11 protein-coding genes are annotated in these 19,302 nt (G+C 42.5%); 2 read left to right on the forward strand and 9 right to left on the reverse strand.

From position 1 onward, the window contains the following. Positions 1-7: 7 nt before the first annotated feature. The 9 genes from G460_RS0105555 to G460_RS0105600 form a co-directional block, all read right to left on the reverse strand. The gene (locus G460_RS0105555) at positions 8-1,462 is read right to left on the reverse strand and encodes a DUF6850 family outer membrane beta-barrel protein (RefSeq protein WP_026954428.1); all 1,455 of its coding nucleotides are present in this window, start codon (positions 1,460-1,462) and stop codon (positions 8-10) included. Positions 1,463-1,531: 69 nt separating this feature from the next. After that, a complete protein-coding gene (locus G460_RS0105560) occupies positions 1,532-2,857 on the reverse strand; it encodes a DUF4876 domain-containing protein (protein ID WP_026954429.1) in 1,326 nt (441 codons plus the stop codon). A 1-nt stretch (position 2,858) separates the two neighbouring features. Beyond that, positions 2,859-5,585 (reverse strand): TonB-dependent receptor, encoded by a 2,727-nt coding sequence (locus G460_RS0105565; RefSeq protein WP_026954430.1) that lies wholly within the window; start codon positions 5,583-5,585, stop codon positions 2,859-2,861. Positions 5,586-5,747: 162 nt separating this feature from the next. Continuing rightward, entirely contained in the window at positions 5,748-7,655 is a 1,908-nt protein-coding gene (locus G460_RS0105570; RefSeq protein WP_026954431.1) for a tetratricopeptide repeat-containing sensor histidine kinase, read from the reverse strand. A gap of 147 nt (positions 7,656-7,802) precedes the next feature. Next, the gene (locus G460_RS0105575; protein ID WP_026954432.1) at positions 7,803-10,490 is read right to left on the reverse strand and encodes a DUF4184 family protein; all 2,688 of its coding nucleotides are present in this window, start codon (positions 10,488-10,490) and stop codon (positions 7,803-7,805) included. Between the two features lie 11 nt (positions 10,491-10,501). Further along, positions 10,502-10,888: a response regulator gene (locus G460_RS0105580; protein ID WP_026954433.1), complete on the reverse strand. Its 387-nt coding sequence runs from the start codon at positions 10,886-10,888 to the stop codon at positions 10,502-10,504. A 148-nt stretch (positions 10,889-11,036) separates the two neighbouring features. Beyond that, positions 11,037-15,095: a PAS domain S-box protein gene (locus tag G460_RS22595; protein WP_084421166.1), complete on the reverse strand. Its 4,059-nt coding sequence runs from the start codon at positions 15,093-15,095 to the stop codon at positions 11,037-11,039. Between the two features lie 17 nt (positions 15,096-15,112). Then, a complete protein-coding gene (locus G460_RS0105595; protein WP_026954434.1) occupies positions 15,113-15,655 on the reverse strand; it encodes a heme NO-binding domain-containing protein in 543 nt (180 codons plus the stop codon). Positions 15,656-15,799: 144 nt separating this feature from the next. After that, on the reverse strand, positions 15,800-17,152 hold the full coding sequence (locus G460_RS0105600; protein ID WP_026954435.1) for a sigma-54-dependent transcriptional regulator: 1,353 nt from the start codon (positions 17,150-17,152) through the stop codon (positions 15,800-15,802). 179 nt (positions 17,153-17,331) lie between these two features. Between G460_RS0105600 and G460_RS21500 the strand changes: the two genes are divergently transcribed. Together G460_RS21500 and G460_RS0105610 are read left to right on the forward strand one after the other, a co-directional pair. Then, positions 17,332-18,174 (forward strand): glycosyltransferase, encoded by an 843-nt coding sequence (locus tag G460_RS21500; protein ID WP_084421168.1) that lies wholly within the window; start codon positions 17,332-17,334, stop codon positions 18,172-18,174. 33 nt (positions 18,175-18,207) lie between these two features. After that, a complete protein-coding gene (locus G460_RS0105610) occupies positions 18,208-19,287 on the forward strand; it encodes a mannose-1-phosphate guanylyltransferase (protein ID WP_026954436.1) in 1,080 nt (359 codons plus the stop codon). Positions 19,288-19,302: the final 15 nt, after the last annotated feature.

Below are 19,302 nucleotides of genomic sequence, written 5' to 3' on the forward strand. Positions count from 1 at the left end.
TATCTTCTTAATGAACAAAATTAATCCCAATTTGAAAACCGGAAAACAAATCCTTGGACTTACTTTCCCAGAAAGCCGGAAGCTCTCCTACCGCCAAAGATTGGTTGAACCCGAAATAGGGATTGAGCTGGAACTTTGAAAACTTTTTGTTCAAATCTACGCGCGCGTCTACTTCTGCCCGAGAGATCAATTGTAAGTAATACTCCGGATATAATACCATCCGGGTATAGTCATTCTCCTGATTGGCTCCGATGATCAACTCTTGGTCAAGAGATTTTTGAAAACCTAAACCCATCTGGGGACTGATTTGCCATCCAGCCTTTAGCTTCAAAGCTACCTGGGAATACAGCCTTCCTTTGACAGTCTCATAAGAGACAAAGTGAGAAGCATTGTAATCTTCCTTGCTCAGCGTAGTATAATCTACGCCAGCTCCCCATTGCCATTTCTTTGAAGAATTTCTGGAAAAGATCAAGTCAGCAGTGATCAGGCTATGCTGATAGTCATAGTTTAATCCCTGAAAGAGGTAATTAAAATCATCACCCTGATCTAGCTGGATACCTGATAGCAACTGAATCAGATATTCTGGGGAAGAATAGTGTATAAATAAATCATTGCGAATGGTTTGTAGGAAATATTCTCCGATCCACTCGTCGCCATCGCTATTTTTACGAATGAAATTTTCAGTCGAATTGCTTACCTGAATTTCATTTGAAAATCGAAACGCCCCTATTCCTCCTATCACTCCTCCTCCAACAGTAGTAGCTGTCCGGTCTTGGTTGTAGCTTCTCTTCTGCTGCAGGTTATAGCTTCCCAATCCCATCAGCGTGTAAAGGTTGTACTCCAGCTGACCATAGCTATCATTGGAAGCATTGTAGTTTTTGATTCCTCCCTTTTCTGAGCTGCTGGCACGCGAGATCAAGCCATACAGGTATATTTCAGGTAAAATTTCGAAAGAAAGCTGTCCTGTCAGTTCCAGATTGTAATAATCTATTGTAGGTCGGGGATCATTGGTACGAACCAGGTTTTCCAATTGATAATCAGCACCTATGCTGACCAAAAGACGTTGGGACCAAATCGGTCTTGTGATAGCTACCTGAGCATCAAACAAGTCATTATTCCAATTTCCAGGCTGGATATTCCCGAAGTAATACGGATTGCTGCTAATCTCCCTCACTTGCTTCCAGCCTATACTGTCTTGTATTTGCTTGGTATAAGAAAATGCCCCAGACAGATACCACTCATTCCATGTTCTTCTTCCTTGACTAAAAAATTGATATTCCTGTTGCTTTTGAGGAGTCTGCGGAGTTTTGATTTCTCCATTGTTCATCGAAGAGAAGCTGGCTCCGCTAAATCCAAAATCATACTGCTGAAAGTACCCTCTCACCGGAGTCTGACTAAATCGAAACAATTCATTTTTGGTCTGAATGGAAACCAGACTGGAATCAAAATTTGACTGGGCCATCAGCCCAGTCAAATTTATACTACATAAGATGGTAATAAGGGCGATTAATCGCATGAAATCTTGCTTTTATTACTGTAAGAAGCCTCGTGGATTTGCCACTTCAAAGTAGCCAAAGTCTGCCTCAGAATTATTGGTATCCATGAGTACCACTCGGTCACCGAAAGTCTTGGAAGTTTTGCGGATCACAGACTGGGAAGAATAAGATCCTCCAGGCACATAGGTATAGGTAGCATCCAGTGAGGTTGCTAGTTTTCTTGGAACCTGATTCGTCGGTGATGGCTGGATTTCTACTGCATCCAAGATCAAATCAGCAGGAATCTGGAAGTAAAGCTTGGTAGTAGATTTGATCTCTGTGACATTAGGGGTAGCATAAGCAGGGAAAGACAATACATCAGTCTCACTTCTGAAAATCGCCACTGCCTCACGACCTGGATTATCCAAAATAAAGTCACGGCCAAAGGAAAAGATATTGTTCATATTTGGCACATCCGGATTGTTGATATCCGACTCCAATGGAGAGCCACCGTCTTCTGCCAAGTACACTTCAAAATCAGCTCCGCTCAAATCTACGGTCAGGTCAGGATTGATGACTGTGACAGCCTCCCCTTTGTTTCCTGTAAACGGTGCTTTGTGATTGACAGCCGTCTGGGCTACGATGATACTTTTGCCCGGATACACTGGATAATCCTCTCCTGTTCCTGGGAATTGATAGATCCATTTTGCATAAAGGTAGTTTTCATTGGCATCATCTGTCGCTGCCATACCGATGGATTGAGCCCAGTCATATTGACCATTGGACAAATAACCAGCTCCTGTTCCTTCACTGGTTTTCCCCAATGCTCCCATCACATAAAGACCATCTACATAAATAGTATCGTTGGAGTTGTTATAGATCTCGACAAATTGATCTCTAAACAAAGCTCCTTCTACTCGATCAGAACCAGAATTGTACACCTGCTTGATCACCAAATCCCCTACTCTTCCTGATTCCAAAGTCAAGGTCATGGCAGAAGTAGCCGTAGTGATCGCAAAGCCAGACTGAGAAGCGTTGAATACGACTTCTTCCTGATCAGTGGATACACCTGCAAAAGCTTCAAATTCACTAGCCGTATATGATTTTCTGGCGATGATGTCATAGGTTCCGGATGGTACACCTTCCAGTAGCAACTGACCAGAGGCATCTGTGATGCCATCATAGACTTGCTGAGAAGTCACATTCGTTAAGGTCACATTGACTCCATCGGCTGATTGACCGTTGAAATCAGAACTATACACCACATGAAGAGACAGATCCACTGGCTGTACACGGGGTCCGTCTTCTTTGTCTTCGCAGGAAAAGCCAACGACAGCGAGGGCTATCCAGACTAGGGTTTTGAGGTAGTTATTTTTCGTCATTTTACTTTAGTTTATAGTTTAGTTCTAGTCCAAAATAAGGTTCTTGATTGAGCAGCTGTTCGACTAATCCTTCCGTATTGATCACCTCTGGTCGGATATTAAGGAAGTTATTTGCGAAGAAGCTGAAGCGTACATCTTTGCCCAGATTCTTGCTGAGATTCATGTGGAAATTGAAGTAAACAAAGTCCGGCTTTCTGTAAAATTCCCCTTCGGAAGGCTCCCGATTGATGACCGCATAGTCTGGGGAGTCCCGTTCAGACTCGGGGATTTCATGACGGATAAGATTGGAATCCAAATAGGCTATTGCCTGGTTGGAAGCATCAAAACTTCTGGTGTAAGTGGTGATAAAGGCTTGCGAGCGAATGGTAAACAGCAATCCAAGCCGAGATAAATGATGGTTGATCGTCAGCAAACCGGTCGAGTTTCCAGACCTGCTTTTGGTATGGTCATAGACACCATACCAGATCTCATCTGTTTCCTGCCAATTCGGTTTCTTTGTCAACGTTTCCCGATCCATATAGGACTCAGATTGGTACCAAGAAAGGTTCAGCTGGAATGAGGTGCGTATGGATTGGATGGTTTTGACCGAAAAGATCATCTCCAAACCCATATTGTCATTAAAAGCGGAATTGCTCACCTCTCGCTCGGTCATCAAGACAGGACTAAAAGTCCCGGTTCTTTGAAAGATTGGTTTCTGCCCTTCCCGTACCTCTACTATCTCATAGTCTGGCAACTCAATCCTTTGCATGTTACTATTGATCGAAAATCCGTCACGGATACTTTTTTGAAAGGCTGTCAGACTGAGATTAAATTGACCGAAAGTGGTATTCATCCCCAACTCTTTGGTATCAGATCGCATCGATTTCAGACCCGTCGCAGCATTGGGTACCAAGTGGGTATAGACCAAATACAGGCTTTCGCTTTCCAGCCCATTGAAATAATTGAGCAAGGTAAAATCCTCGTATTGGGGCCCAGGATATAAATGCACCAAACCGGGAGCTTTGAAGGCCAATCCGTAAGCCATCGTAAGATTGAGATTTTCTTTGAGCGCCAACCTTCCGTTTATTCTTGGAGAAAGATTCAGTTTGGATAGCTGAACATCTCCCCTCACTCCCAAGCTGAGGTTAAACTGCTTATCCCAAATTCTCCCACTCATTCGATCCTCTACAAAAGCTCCGAATTGCCACAGTTCTGGACTGATCTCTTTGTAGCTCATGGGACGTTCGTTGGTGCTGGCTCCAGCAAACCTCATCGGCCTCATGGGGTCAAAAACTCTCCCATCTCCAAAATTACCGTTGTACTTCAGATTAAGACCATAAGCGACTGTATGGCTGAGTTGTGAAGCCTTAAAAGCTTTGTGAAAATTGGTGTTGATGGAAAAATTGACCGGTAACCCTTTGATTCTTCTTTCTGACCGATAGGAGCTTGGATGGAATGTCCCAATATTCACCCCTGCCTCTGTAGCCGCTGTGACAGGAAGCACGCCCGGATTGACGAATTGATCCAAGTAAGAAAGGCTCTTTCCCACACTTGCTCCAAAAGAAACCCGCATATCATCCGCCAATTTGGACTTGAGATAAAAAGAGGTCCTATTGGATAGCGAAAGGCTGGTATTTTGGTAGTAAACTTTCTTTTCTGTCCCAAAATCAGGATCGATTTTAAAATCATCCAGATTGGTATTGAAACTCAAATTGAGTGAGTTTTTGATCTGCTTATTTTCTCCGAAATATTGATCCCAGAGTACGGAAGCGGCGATTCTGTTGTAAGATTTGATTTTGTCCCGCCGGTCAGGATTGCTATTGAGATAGTCCAGATTGAAGAAAAACGATTGTTTTTCATTGACTTGGATACCTTTGGACAAGCTCAGATTGGTATTGCCAGCTCCTTGACGAACGTTGAAATTGAGAGGAGATTTTCCGGCAGCAGTTTCGATGATGATGGCTCCGTCTGAGATGTCGCCATACTGCGCAGAAGCTACCCCTTGGATCACCTCCACTTTTTCGATGTTACCGACTGGGATTTGCCTCAAATCAAAACCTCCGCCTGCATTGTCTCCGGTTGCGTAGTTATTGGACCCAAAGCTAGTCGAGCCAAAAGACCGAAAAATCCCGGCAGTAGTTGGGCTTAGGCCTTGCATATTGCTGTTGTTGTCCACAGCATTTCCATTGATCACGAGACCTATACCAAAAGCATTGTTCAAGGACTGCTGAGAAGAAAGAGATCCTCTGAAGTTAATGGTTTGCGCACCTTGCAGCTGAGGATTGGTGATCGTTTGCCCGGGGATCAGCTTGAGCAACTCTCCCAAACTGTTTGATTGAGATTGTTCGATTGTCGTCCGATCTAGCTTGAAAGCCGATGCCGAGACATTTTCTTCATCTCGCACTGCCGAAACGGTGACTTCATCCATAAAGAGATCATTGTCCTCCATGTAGATGATCAGGCCCTTTCCGGATGTGAAATCCTCTTCTTTTAAAGCTATTTTTCGAGGAGACTTGCCCACAAAAGTTGCCGTCAAAATGACTCCATTCCACTCTCCATTGGGCAAGGAAATAGTGAAATTCCCAGTTTCATCAGAAATAGTAAAGGCATTTTCACCCACTCTGATGGTCACAAAAGGCAGCGCTTCTTTTGTGGACACATCGATCACAGAACCTTTCAAAACTACTTTCTGAGCAAAAGTTGTGGTCGTGATTAGTAGGGCAATTATTAGAAAATAGAAACTTCGCATGACTCTGAATGAGTCGCAAAATTAGTTTATTTAGAATTAATCTATTTAAATAAATCAAAAAATTCACTCACTCAGCCTTAAACCACTGATATCAAGTGAAATATATTTTAGTCCATTTTCTGTGATTTAGTAGATTTGAACGACATACTTCCACAAGGATAGTTACGGATTAAGAGTTGGGGGCAATGTCAATCTGAACTCTGTTCCCTCTCCAGGATGGCTCTCCACCTTCATTTTCACTCCGATACTATCCGCAAAATCTTTGGTCAGAAGAAGCCCGATCCCACTACCCCTCTCTCCCTGTGTGCCCGGAGTCGAGAGTTTTTTTGAGAAAACTTGCTGCAGCTGCCTCTCATCCATCCCCATACCCGTATCACGGATTATCACATGCTGTCCGTCTACTTGAACGTTGACAGTTCCGTATTCGTCGGTGAACTTCAATGCATTGGAAATCAAATTTCGAATGATCAAAGTCAACCTATCTTTATCTATTTGTATCACAAAATTTGGTGGAACTTCATTGTGAAAATGAATCTTCTTTTGTTCGATCTGTGCACTGAAGACTTTTTGGATTTCTTCTACCAATTCAAAAAGAACTACCGTTGTATTTTCGACTTTATTCTCATCCATCTGGGTACGAGCCCACGTGAGAATATTTTGGAGCATCCCGGTCGTGTTGGCGGTTTCTTTAGAGACATTTTGTAATACAAAATCAATCTCATCCCCCTCAAGATCCCCGGATTTCCACAAGTTCAAAGCGCCATTGAGACTGGATATCGGACCTCTGAGATCATGAGAAATAATAGAAAATAGCTTCTCTCGAAAATGGTTGGACTCCAGCAAAGCTTCGGATTGTTTTCGGACCAAGGCATTACTTTCCGAAAGTTTCTGATTCGTCAGGGAAATTTTTCTGTTGTTTTTCCATTGGAGCCACAAAAGGACTACAAGCACCATTCCCAGAGCTATTGAACCTAAGAGCAGTTCACGATTTCGTTTTAATTTTAAAGAAGTGAGTGCTTCGGATTGTTCCATTTTTTGGAGCTCCAGCTCTTTTTTTTCATTCTCATATTTGGCAGAAAGCTCCTCCCTGATCATCTCCCTGCTTTCGTTGAAAACCGAATCTGAATTCTGCTGATCGATCTTAAGAAACTCATAAGCTTTTTGATAATCACCCTGCTCTTTGTAGAGTTCACTCAACTGCTTGGCTGCAATTCCTATCTGAAAAGGGGATTGGATTTCTTTGGCTAATTCGAAAGCCTCACTCGAACTTTGGATCGCCGCTGTCTGCTGTCCCAGCTCTCTTTGATATCTGGCAAGTCGGTTTAGGCCTGACAAGATCCCTTCCACATTTTGATTCTTCCTACTTAGAGCTAATGATTTGGTGATTAGTTGGGAAGATTTCCGCAGATCGCCTTCAGTTTCATACAAATCAGAAAGCTGAATCAAGGTTTGCACCTGTCCTCCTTCATCACCAAATTTCTCTTTCAAAACCAGTGATTTTTCCAAGTAATCCTTTGCCTGCGCAAAATCCTCTTCTTGCTGAAAGGATTGCCAGGCATCCCGATAGTAGCTCCCCAAGTTATTATAGAGCAAACTCATCCCCCGCTCATGCCCGAGTGCTTTTGCGATGTCCAGTGAAATCTTATACTGCTCTACCGCCAGAGGCAGCTTGCTCAATCGATAATAAATATTGCCCAAATTGAGGTAAGACTCCATGACCCCCACCGAATCCCCAAGACTTTCACGGATTTTGAGCGCATCAAAATGCGACTCAAGCGCCATTTCATATTCACTTTGGATCAAATAGCACACTCCGATCAAGTTGTAGGCAGAGGCCTGAAGTCCTGGCAAGTCCAACTTGGTAGAAAGCTCCAAGCTTTGACGTGACAGCTCCAATGCTGTATCTTGATTTTGGGCATAGTAGCTTTTGGCCAAATCCAAGAGCAATGCAGATTTGCTCGAATCATTGGATGAAGTACGAATCTGCTCTAAAAGCTGAAGCCGAGGATTGGAGTCAGAGGTGGGAGACTGATAGAGAAGGGCTATCAGAAAGATGGAGACTAGAGACACTCAATAAGTACGTTAGAAGGGCTGAGTAAAAAGAATAGCCAATCTACTACATTCTCCTTTAATTGAGAAAACAGAATTTTGTGAATGGAATTCATTTCAAGAGTTTCTAAAAAATCAATCATTCCTTCAATCCTATTTGGAAAGGTCTTAGAATTTCCTCAGCACATTCAAGGTAAGGTAGTGAAACTTGTAGCCAGTTCCAGAGGTAGCTGCCACGTTGCTCCACTGCGCATTTAGTCCAAAATCGAACCCATGAACCCGATAATTTATTTCAGCTTGACCCCGCAAGGTCGGGTCCCAACTTTGCTTTTCAATCTGCTGCATTCCCCCGGCAACTTGGAGTTTTAAAGCCAACTTAGAGATCAATGGCAACGGCGTGCTGTAATCTACAAATACCTCCGTGCTCAGAAACTGCTCGGGAGCAAAGTATAAATCAGTCTCTGAATCGGCATAAGCTAAGGCAGAAAAATTAATGCCTGTCTTCAAGGTAGGCTCTGTTCTCAATAATCTATAAATAGAACCAAAAAACTGTATTCTGGAATTTTCATCATTGAGCATCCCATAACTTCCCTGGGAGTAAAACCCTGTCTTGCCATCAAACATGATATGAGTCACATACCCCAAATTTTGAATTCGGATATCCTTGCCAAGCAAATCTGCTGTAAAATTGAGAATGTCTGAGCTATAGGTAACTCCTACCATCCGACGATCATGCGGCTGATACTTTGTCTCAACTTTCCCCGTGACCCCAGTGAAAGAATCCCCTGTCTCTGGCGACACTTTCTGTACTACCACCTCTGCAGCACTTTCCCAAGCAGGAGACCACTTTCGGCTGATGGATGCAGACACAAAGTTGGATTTGGTGACTTGATTTTCAGGAGCGCGCACTTGACTAGCACCCAGTCTGACCCCCACTTGCAAGGCAGCATTGGATTGGTTTTGCCAAAAAACCGACTGTTCTGTTCTTGTATTGCTAGCCACATCGGAGAAATATCCTGCACTTAGTCCCACAGTTTGCAAGTCCCCTGTGGCCAGTTTCTCCTCTAGTAGTTGCTTTTGAGAGGTAGATATATTATCCCCATATCGGTGAACCAACTCGCCGGATTTCTCCCATTGTTTTTTGCCGATCAAGACCTCCGCATATTCCTGAATGTAGGCAGGATCTGGATATTCCTGCACCAGCGTATCATAGTAAGACAATCCCTCGGAGTAATTTCCGGAGGTAGTATGAAGCCGGGCTTGCATCACCAAATACTGATCGTGATCTACCTGACTCTCATTATCTTCCAGAAACAATTGAGCTTCCTTAGTTTTGACATTCCAGAGAAATGCATTGAAATAGTTTACTATAGCTCCCTTATGGCTTTGATCCTGAATCCAAGCAGCTTGCGCTGACTCCAAAGCTTTACCAGGCTTTTTATTCATAAATAGCGCATAGGAAAGGTTGATCAAAGCGATGGTTTTTTCATACTCTAGTGGGATCAATTGAGAATACACCTCGACTGCCTGTTCAAAATCACGATTCTGCAGACAAAGATCTCCTTTGAAAAGCAGGATTTGCGCATCCTCTTTATTCACTGAGAGAATATTATCCAATTGGAAAATGGCAGCAGAATAGTCGCCTGCAGCTCTTAGTCGAGTCGCTTCTTGTATGTATTCTTCCCGCTGAGACAGTTCTAGCTTAGTGTTTTGGGCCAATACCAAATTGGAATAAAAGAATATTCCCAAAAATCCAATAACTTTAACTATAGTAAGTATAGAACACTTCAATTGCTCTAGCACATGGAAATACACTTCAGCGATTTTTTGATAACTGGACAAGAAAAACCCGCTCTCAAAGTAGAAATCAGAGGGGAAGCCAAAGGGAGTCATAACGAAATCCTGAGAAATAGACTGGATGACATGGTCCATCGGGATGTCAACTTGGTCTATTTGGACATCAAAGGAATGACTGACAACGACCTGGGATTCATCAATGAACTCATTCACCTTCATTCTACTTTGGCTAATCATTCCAAAAAACTCATCTTGCTTTATCAAAAAGGATCTCCTTTCGAGACTTGGATCACTACCTCGGGAATAGATAAATTCATCACTTTGGCTATCACTGCATAAAGCTTTGCAAAACACCATATCCCACAAAGAAGCTAACAGCACTCCATAAAAAACCGCACCTCCGGCCATCATAAATCCATCCCAAAAGGAAATAAACACTGGATAAAACACTGTCCTAATAAGAATAGCCAAAGCAGCTACCACCAATACGAGCAACCAGAATATCATGGAGCGCTTGCTTGGATAAGTCGTAACAGCAACTTTTTTCAGACATATCAATTCACTTCCTACCCAAATCAAACCGATCACGCTGAGACTATACTGAAGGAACTCGTAAACAGGAACTCCTATAAAAGAAGCTTCCAGAAACGGAAGAGATGAAACAAGCCATCCATCGAAATGTGTCATACCGTCCAATAGCAAGTGGGTACCAATCCCTATTAAAATAGACAGCAAAAGCATCGCAAATGAAGTAGGAAGTAGCCCTTTCTTAGGCTGATCCAAATAGCCAATCATTCGCTCTTTCACCCAAAGTGGACTGGCGAGGATCAGAGGTTTTTTGATCACATGATGTATCAAAACCACCATCAGCAATGCCACGGGAAGATCAAATAAGATAATGCCCGCAGGAGTATGCCCTATATTTTCATCTAACCTCATCTTGAAGAAAAACTCCAAATCAGGCACCATACTGCCTATCACCAAGCCTGTCTGAGACAAACGGTTTGAAGACTTACTTACAGATAATATGGCTGCTGGATGTGAAAATGTAAAAGGCATGACGAATGGAATTAGGCTACTTTGTTAGATTGAAAAGTGGACACCAGCTCCTTCACTACCTCATCAGTGACAGTGCTCTTCAGCAAGTATTCAGCGGAACCAAACTCCATGGCCGCTATAGCGACTTCCAGACTCTCCAGTGCAGTACAAAATACCACCTCGACCTCTGGAGAACTTGCCTTTATCTTCTGAAGTATATCCAAGCCATCAGAATTGCTCATCTGATAATCCAGAAAAATCAACGCGGGGTTAAGATGAATCTGCTCCAGGCAGTCTACCCCATCCTCAAACGTGTGAATATCGGTAATTCCAATTCCGATCAAGATTTGCTCTAGGATAGCCGTCCAAAAAGGATCATCATCAACGATAAATGCAGGAAATGTTTGTAAATTTTTCATAGCTGTAATATTTACCCAGCTACTTTCCAATGCTGTACCAAACCCCGAAAAGAGCCAACACAGACAATATGGACAGTTTTCGAAAAAATAAAATTCCAAAATATGGAATTTCTTTCCAGTATTTGGATACTAAAGGCGTGGTAGATTACTAATAATCTTTAGAATTGATATCTTGAATTACCCATTGAAGCTCCTCGATGATATGAGTCATCAAATAACTCATTCTTTCAGAATTCCCCTCAGAGACTATTCCACTTTCCAACTCGACAATCTCCTCCGAAATCTCTCCTATAGCCAACATCTTCACAGAGGGCTTGAGTCGATGAGCCAGCTTTCGGACTTCATCAAATTTTTCACTCTCAAAAGCCGCCTGTAGCTCCACCACGGTAGCTGATGCTGTATCCTTAAATAGATTCATCATTTTGCTGATAAACTCTGGGTTACCATTGGACAATCGCTCCAAGCCTTCCACACTATAGCGAGCAAACGGAGGATCGCTCACTGCTTCCTCTTTCTTCTTAGGAATCATTGGAGCATCTTTCCCAAGCAATAGCAACGAAATCGTGTGAAGTAAATCTTCCTCTTGAAACGGCTTCGCCAAAAATGCACTCATTCCCTGCGCCATGTATTTCTCCTCATCGTCTTTCATCGCAAAAGCAGTAAGAGCCACCACAGGTATATCGGACTTCAAGTCTTCCCTGATAATTTTGGTAGCCATGACACCATCCATGACAGGCATCTGCATGTCCATCAGTACTAGGTCATACTTGGATTTCTTCAATTCCTCCACAGCTTCTTTTCCATTGGTAGCGAGCCCTATTTGGACTTCATTTTGTTCCAAAACCGTAGACGCTACCATTCTGTTGAATTCATTGTCATCCACGACCAATATCTTCTTGCCTCTGATCAACTCGTGATCAATGTACTTCGGCGCATCTACCGGAAGATCAGACAGATCTCCTTTTTCAAAAGAAAGAAAAATAGAAATCTCCGTCCCTTTGCCTTTTTGGGACACAATATCCATACTGCCACCCATCAGATGAACCAGCTCCTGTGTAATACTCAAGCCCAGTCCGGTACCTCCATATTTTCGGGTGATGGTAGAGTCTTCTTGCACATACTTCTCAAATCCCTTCTGGATAAAACCCTCATCCATACCTATCCCAGTATCTCTCACTCGCAAGGCCATCTTTTGCTGGCGCTCAGCATCTTCCAAAAGCTCCATTTTAATGGTGACTTCCCCCTTTTCAGTAAATTTGATAGCATTGGAAAGCAGGTTAAGCAAAATCTGATTGATCCGAATTGGGTCACCAATTAGAACGTCGCAAACTCGAGGATCTCGGGTTTCTATAAAGAAGTCCAGCCCCTTGCTTTCGGCCCGAGCTGTCATCATCCCTACGATATGATCCAATAGTTCAACCGGTTTGAAGCCTATAGACTCAATAGTCATTTTGCCTGCCTCTAATTTGGAGAGGTCCAAGATATCCTTGATGATCACCATCAGATGATTGGCTGAATTCTGAATAGCAGCCATATATCGCTCTTGCTGCGGATTCAATGAAGTCTTGGCTAGCTGATCTCCCATTCCAACTATGGCATTCATGGGAGTTCTGATCTCATGACTCATATTTGCGAAGAATATCTCCTTTGCGCGTTTGGACTTTTCAGCCTCTTCCCGCTGGCGCATGAGTTCCTCTTCAAGTTTTTTCTGTTCTGTGATATCGAGATGAATGCCAATGGACCCGATCAATTCATTTTTGTCATTGTAATTGGGAGCTCCACTGATGAGCCACCATCTGTATTCGCCATCAGGCTTTCTATATTTTAATTCATAGGAATCAGATATCCCTGATTTTCTGCTTTTTGACTTCTCTTGTAAAATCTGTTTGGACCCCTCATCCAGTAACAAATCAGTAGCTTTTTTTCCAACCAACTCTTCCGTCGGGACTCCTGCCATCAGGCAAAAAGTCTGGTTGGCGTGGAGAACCTTTTCTTCCAAATCTACTTCCAGAAGCCCTAGATTCATATTGGTGATAATATTCCTAAATTTTTCTTCTTGCTTGACGATACGAGTTCTGGCTTGCTTTCTTCTTTGGACATTGACCAGCATCTGTGCAAAAACAAACAATAATTCGATCTCCTTCTGGGAATAAGTATGCTGGGTCTTGACCGAGTCAAATCCCACAAAGCCTAACAATTCTTCATTGTAACGCATCGGAATCGCTATCAAACTTTGAATTCCCTGCGGCTCCAGGATCTCATGCAATCCCTCCATCCCCATCTGGAGGAGTTGAGCGGTATCCTCGACGATAAAAGGCTCACCTTTGCTATGTGCTTCGACCCAATTGGGGACGAACTCCAGTGGGACATTCTGCGTATTTTCTATTTCTTCCGAAATTCCTTCTGCGCACCATTCGTAAGTACAGCTGCAGGTATCCTCCGCGAGATTGTAATCAAAAATATAAGCTCGATCCGCAGTGACGAATTCACCGATTTTCTTGAGAGAAGCGTGAATCTTTTGATCTACCTCCTTTAGGTCGATATTAATGTAGGTAGATGATATTTCGATCAAGATATTCTTGAGCTCATCTTTGGATTTCAAAAGTGTCTCAGTACGCTTGCGATCTGTGATATCTATCAAAATCCCATTTACCTGAGCAGCATCCCCATCTTCAACTATGATTTTCCCTTTGCTTTGTACCCACTTCAATCTTCCCGATGGGGTGATAATCCGAAACTCTTTACTATAATCCTTTTTCACTTCGATCTCCCTCAAAATCTCTTCGATCACACCCTTATCATCTGGATGGATAATCTCCCTCCACAGTGAATTATCCTTCAACATGGTATCCATGTCTATTTCAAATAATTCTTCCACGGAAGGGGTGAAAAATATCGCTTTCATATCGGGATAAGTCGCCGACCAAATCACATCCCTCAGTCCGTTCAGAATACTCCCTAATTTTTTATTGAGATGAAGTAGTTCTTTTTCAGAGGCCTTCTGCTCCGTGATATCCGAGTGTGTCCCGATGATTTTGACAGGAAATCCTTTTGGGTCTCTCTCTATGACGATTCCGCGATCTTTAACCCACTTCAGGCCCCCATTTTCCATGAGGATTCTATATTCCAAGTGATGGGATGAGATTTTACCGGATTTATAGTTTTGATCATTTTCTATCAGCAAGTGCTGATCTTCGGGATGAAGTTGCGAAAACCATTTTTTACCGGCATTTTCAAGTTCATTGAATCTAAGCCCCCGAAAGTTCTGAGCCTTGTAGCTGAAGAACGTCTGTCCATTTCGAAACTCCAGCTCCCATACATTGTCTCCTGAAAATTCCAAGACCTTACGATAGACCTGCTCGAATTCCAGAACTTTCTGCTGAGATTTTCTTTCCTCTGATACATCTTCTACCAAGGTAAAAAAATGAAGAAATTCACCTTTTCTGTTCAATACGACTTGGCCATTGATCCGTGCCCAAAACCACGTACCATCCTTGCGATAGTGTTTGATTTCCTTTTTGAACGACTCCTTTTTGAAAAAAGAAGTCAACATATCCTCTACTTCACTCTGTGAAGTTTCTTCTCCTTTTCCCAAATCCAACGGCAAACGCCCCAGCACCTCTGCGGCTTCATAGCCTGTCTGTCTCAAATAGCCCTCATTGACATAGGTAATATAGCCACGCTCATCCATAAAAAGAATGCCATCTGAATTAGCACTAGCCACATAGGAGAGCTCCTCCAAACGTGCCTTCTGGACAGACATCGTATCGATCAGCTCCTTCAGATCTGTGGTCACCAGTTCCTGGTTTTTCACCAAATGCAACAAATCCACCAAAGGATCCAAAGGGGCAAAATCAGAAATGGTAAGGTCATTGGAAGCCAACTCCTCGATCGAGCTAAACCAAGGAGAACCCAAAAAAATCAAAACTTCATCCTGTGGAAAAAACTCAAACTGCCCCCTAAATAGAGTTTCCTTGGATGACTTTGACTTCAATAAATAAGTCCTATCAGCTGTAATTGAAAGTAATCGAAAATCAAACAAAGTGCCTGTAGGGCGCTCAATTTCAAACAAATCATCAAAATGTAACCCCTTCACTTCTCCCATCATCTTGCCGATTCCGGGTCCATAAAAATCCAAAACACCTTGGGAATTCATTGCAAAGTGAAAGGGGAAAATTCTGTCGAAATGTCTGTTGCTTACTTCCATATAAATACTTGCCTAGCTTACCAGCTCACTTTAAATGCCTCATGCGTATGGCCAGATTCCTTGCTGAGAATATGATCTATCAGTACCGGCGAATCAAACATCTTCCCTAGTCCCGAAATCAAACCTTTCATAAATCCAACCAGCCCCTCCCGAAATGAAAAATAATGCAAAACCAAAGCTCTATCTTCTACTTCGTCTATTTCAAACTCCGGAGGCCTCAGCTTGGGATAGATCAGCCTGATTCTGTCATGAAATAGAGGAAGGTTGATCAAAAATTCCTTGAGCGTACTCCCTCCAGCTTTCATCAAGCCTCCATATTTTTCATTTCCGGTCTTCAAAACCCACCATTCTCCAAAAGCAAACAAAACCTCTTCCACAGTCATCCCCAGCTCTTCCGAAGCTGCAATCGCCAGCTGATAGGTGACCGCATCATCGTAAGGTTCTGTACTTATAAAGTAGTCTATCTCTATCCCACTTTTTTCTTTTATATCAATCCACTTCTCTTCTCCAAAATTGGTAACAATCAGATCCTGAATTGACTTGTTGACTAATCCATACATAGGCTTTCTATTTTGTATTACCTATGTCATCGTATGAAAATCCGGCCAGAAAAAAGATGCATGCAGACTCCCATAAATCAGCGATTTCAAACTAAAAACCTTTCTAAATTTCCAATTTTTGGAAAACATTTCCATTATTCGGACTTAGTTAGTTTTTATTTCTCCCTCCTTGATCATTTTATATATGGTACTTTTTCCGATATCCAATACCCTGGCTGTCTCTATCACATCTCCGTCGCATTTATTGAGGTAGTGATTGACTATATCACAGATATGCTCTCGGAGGGTCTTATTCTCCATGAGAAACATATTCTCCTTTTGCAAAGAGAAAAAACTAATATCATCTGCCTTGATTTCGTCAGAATCAGCCATGACAGCAGCTAAATCTATCACGGCCTTGAGCTCCCTGATATTGCCAGGAAAAGGGTATTTGAGCAATTTGTCCTTGGCCTCAGTACTGAGTGTGGGAGCAGAAATTTTATTGCTCTTGGCAAATTCTCCAATGAAGTGCTTGGCAAGAATAAGTACATCCGAGCCTCTTTCTCTTAGTGGAGGCAACTCGATCGGCAAGCCCATGACCCTAAAAAAAAGATCTTCTCTAAAATTTCCTTTCCGGACTTCTTCCGACAGATTTTTATGCGTTGCTGTGATCACCCGCACATCTAATTTGACCGTTTCGTTGCCGCCTACCCTACTCAGTTCTCTTTCTTGGAGAACACGGAGTAGTTTGGATTGAAGGTTCAAGTCCATTTCGGCTATTTCATCCAAAAAAATGCTTCCTCCACTCGCCTCCTCAAACTTCCCGATTTTGCGACTGGTCGCTCCCGTGAAAGCTCCCTTTTCATATCCAAACAGTTCACTTTCTATCAAATCCTTAGGAATAGCAGCCATATTGACTGCTATAAACTTTTTCTTCTTCCTATCACCACTATAGTGAATAGCCTTGGCCACCACTTCCTTTCCAGTACCAGTCTCACCAGTGATGGATACATTGATATTGGTTTTGATAGCCTTTTCGATGAGCGAAAAAGTTTTTTTCAGTTCCTTGCTGTTTCCCAAAATCGTCTTTCCGAAAGAGAATTTCTGTCCCAGCTCTTCTTTGAGTGATGCTACTTCTTGTCTGAGAGATTGATTCTCGCGGATTTTCAGGACACTATTCCAGAGAAGATCCTTGGTAGATTCATCTTTGATCAGATAATCGCTCACTCCGGCTTTGAGTAAGTTCACCGCCACACTGATATCCTCCTGCGCACTGATCACAATCACCGGAATCAAGGAATTATACTCTTTGATCTTCTTGAAAAGCTTATCCCCTGTCATATCAGGCAATGAAAAATCAACCGTGATCAAATCTGGCTTTAGGTGCATCCTATCCAGACAAGCTTGTGCTGTCTGCAAAAGCGTCACTTCATAATCAGGATTGAGACTCATGTGATATTCAAGAATCTGACCATACCAGGGATCATCCTCCACTATGAAAATCTTGTACTGATTCATATGCGATTCATCTTTCCTTTAAGATACAAAAAGTATAGGCTAGCCGTGTGATTTTTGGAATTTTTTCCAAAATATGGAACTAACACAGAGACAATAATGTCATTTTTAACTGATTATCAATTACTTGTGTTTTTGGACGGAGATTTGAAAAAAATTGGCATACCGAAAACAAACATCCCATGAACGCTATCAATCCAAACTCCAGCAACCCATCTCAGCTTATGGAACATCAATACGCTATAGTAGTACCTTGCTACAACGAAGAAAAAAGATTTGCCTACCAGGAATTCAAAACCTTTGCATTAGCTCATCCAGAAGTGCTACTCTGCCTAGTCAATGACGGGAGCAAGGATAAAACCCTAGCTGTACTCAAAGGAATCCAGACAGAAAGCCCCAATAACATCGCTGTACTGGACATGCCTCAAAATGGAGGTAAATCTGAAGCAGTCAGACAAGGGATGCTATTTGTTCATCAAAATTATAATTCCAAACTAATTGGTTTTCTAGACGCCGATCTAGCTACTACTCCTGAAGAATGGCTATTGATGGCCAAATACAAGGAAAACCACCCCAAGTTCGGAGCGATTGTCGGCAGCCGTATCCAGCGCCTTGGTGCCGAAATCAATCGAGATGACAACCGCTCGCTGGCTAGTACTGTGATCAAAAAAATGATCAAAACTATTTTGAAAGCTAATTTTCAAGACACGCAATGCGGTGCCAAGATTTTTCAAAGAAACCTGGTTCCATTTTTATTCAAAAAGCAATTCCAGACCCCTTGGCTGTTCGATGTAGAGATCTTTTTGAGACTGCAGGAGAAATTTGGAAAAACCACTTTACAAAAAGGAGTCTTGGAATACCCACTCCTTCACTGGTCTGAGATCGGTGATTCTCGACTCAAGCTCAAAGACACGATCAAAATACCTGTCCAGTTATTAAGTCTCTACTACCACTATCAGGTCAAAAGCAAACCTAAAAATATCTGGAATCACAAAAATCAAACCTTGGTTTTACACCACAATTAATCTTAACCCTTCTCACAATAAACACTACGCCTTATGAAAAATCAAAATCACTACGTCGCAATTATGGCCGGAGGAGTTGGAAGCAGATTTTGGCCAATGAGCAAAAGCTCTTACCCGAAGCAATTTTTGGATATTCTGAATACAGGTAAGACCCTCATCCAAGCCACATACGAGCGCTTTGCGAGTTTTATTCCCGAGGAAAACATCTACGTGGTCACTGTCGAAGACTACACTGCTATCGTCAAGGAGCAATTGCCCCAGCTCCCAGAAGCCAACATCGTAGCCGAACCCGCTCGAAAAAATACGGCAGCTTGCGTGGCTTACATTTCTTTCAAGTTGAAAAAGCTCAACCCAAAAGCAAATATGATAGTGGCTCCCAGTGATCATCTGATCGGAGACCTAAAACTATTCCAAGACACTTGCCTCAAAGCTCTTAAGTATACGACAGATAATTATGCTTTTGTCACACTAGGAATCAATCCTACTCATCCCAACACAGGTTACGGCTACATCCAGCATACTGCATCCGAGGACGAGATCGTGCCGGTCAATCGCTTCACAGAAAAACCAGATTTGGCCACTGCAATGGAATTTTTGAAAGATGGTAGCTACCTCTGGAATTCTGGGATTTTTATCTGGAAAGCGGAAGACATTGTGAGTGCCTATTGGGAGCACTATCAGTATATGTACGATCTATTTGACGCCACATCCGGATACTTAAACACTCCTTTGGAAAAAGAAGTCATCCGACAAGTCTATGAAGTATGTCCATCGACATCTATCGACTACGCCATCATGGAAAAAGCCAAAAATGTATTTATTATCCCGTCCTACTTTACCTGGAATGACCTAGGAACTTGGAATAGTGCCTATGACAATTTCAGCAAAGACGAAGCTCAGAATGCAAACAATAGTACGAGTGCCATTTTGGTAGATAGCAAAGGTTGTCTGGTCCACAGCAATGAGCAAAAACTGATGGTCATCGGAGGATTGGAAGACCTTATCGTGATCAATACACCTGATGCACTGCTGATTTGCAAAAAAGAAAATGAGCAGCAGATCAAGGAATATGTAGAGAAAGTAAAAAAAGTAAAGGGAGAACTTTATATTTAGTAAAAGCATATTTTT

Origin of the sequence: Algoriphagus vanfongensis DSM 17529 (assembly GCF_000429465.1) — a bacterium.
Classification (GTDB): Bacteria; Bacteroidota; Bacteroidia; order Cytophagales; family Cyclobacteriaceae; genus Algoriphagus; species Algoriphagus vanfongensis.

Bases quoted from the DNA above. Each gene is read 5' to 3' on its own strand.
- G460_RS0105555 (WP_026954428.1), bottom strand. From the start codon at position 1,462: ATGGCCCAGTCAAATTTTGATTCCAGTCTGGTTTCCATTCAGACCAAA.
- G460_RS0105560 (WP_026954429.1), bottom strand. From the start codon at position 2,857: ATGACGAAAAATAACTACCTCAAAACCCTAGTCTGGATAGCCCTCGCT.
- G460_RS0105565 (WP_026954430.1), bottom strand. From the start codon at position 5,585: ATGCGAAGTTTCTATTTTCTAATAATTGCCCTACTAATCACGACCACA.
- G460_RS0105575 (WP_026954432.1), bottom strand. From the start codon at position 10,490: ATGCCTTTTACATTTTCACATCCAGCAGCCATATTATCTGTAAGTAAG.
- G460_RS0105580 (WP_026954433.1), bottom strand. From the start codon at position 10,888: ATGAAAAATTTACAAACATTTCCTGCATTTATCGTTGATGATGATCCT.
- G460_RS22595 (WP_084421166.1), bottom strand. From the start codon at position 15,095: ATGGAAGTAAGCAACAGACATTTCGACAGAATTTTCCCCTTTCACTTT.
- G460_RS0105595 (WP_026954434.1), bottom strand. From the start codon at position 15,655: ATGTATGGATTAGTCAACAAGTCAATTCAGGATCTGATTGTTACCAAT.
- G460_RS0105600 (WP_026954435.1), bottom strand. From the start codon at position 17,152: ATGAATCAGTACAAGATTTTCATAGTGGAGGATGATCCCTGGTATGGT.
- G460_RS21500 (WP_084421168.1), top strand. From the start codon at position 17,332: ATGAACGCTATCAATCCAAACTCCAGCAACCCATCTCAGCTTATGGAA.
- G460_RS0105610 (WP_026954436.1), top strand. From the start codon at position 18,208: ATGAAAAATCAAAATCACTACGTCGCAATTATGGCCGGAGGAGTTGGA.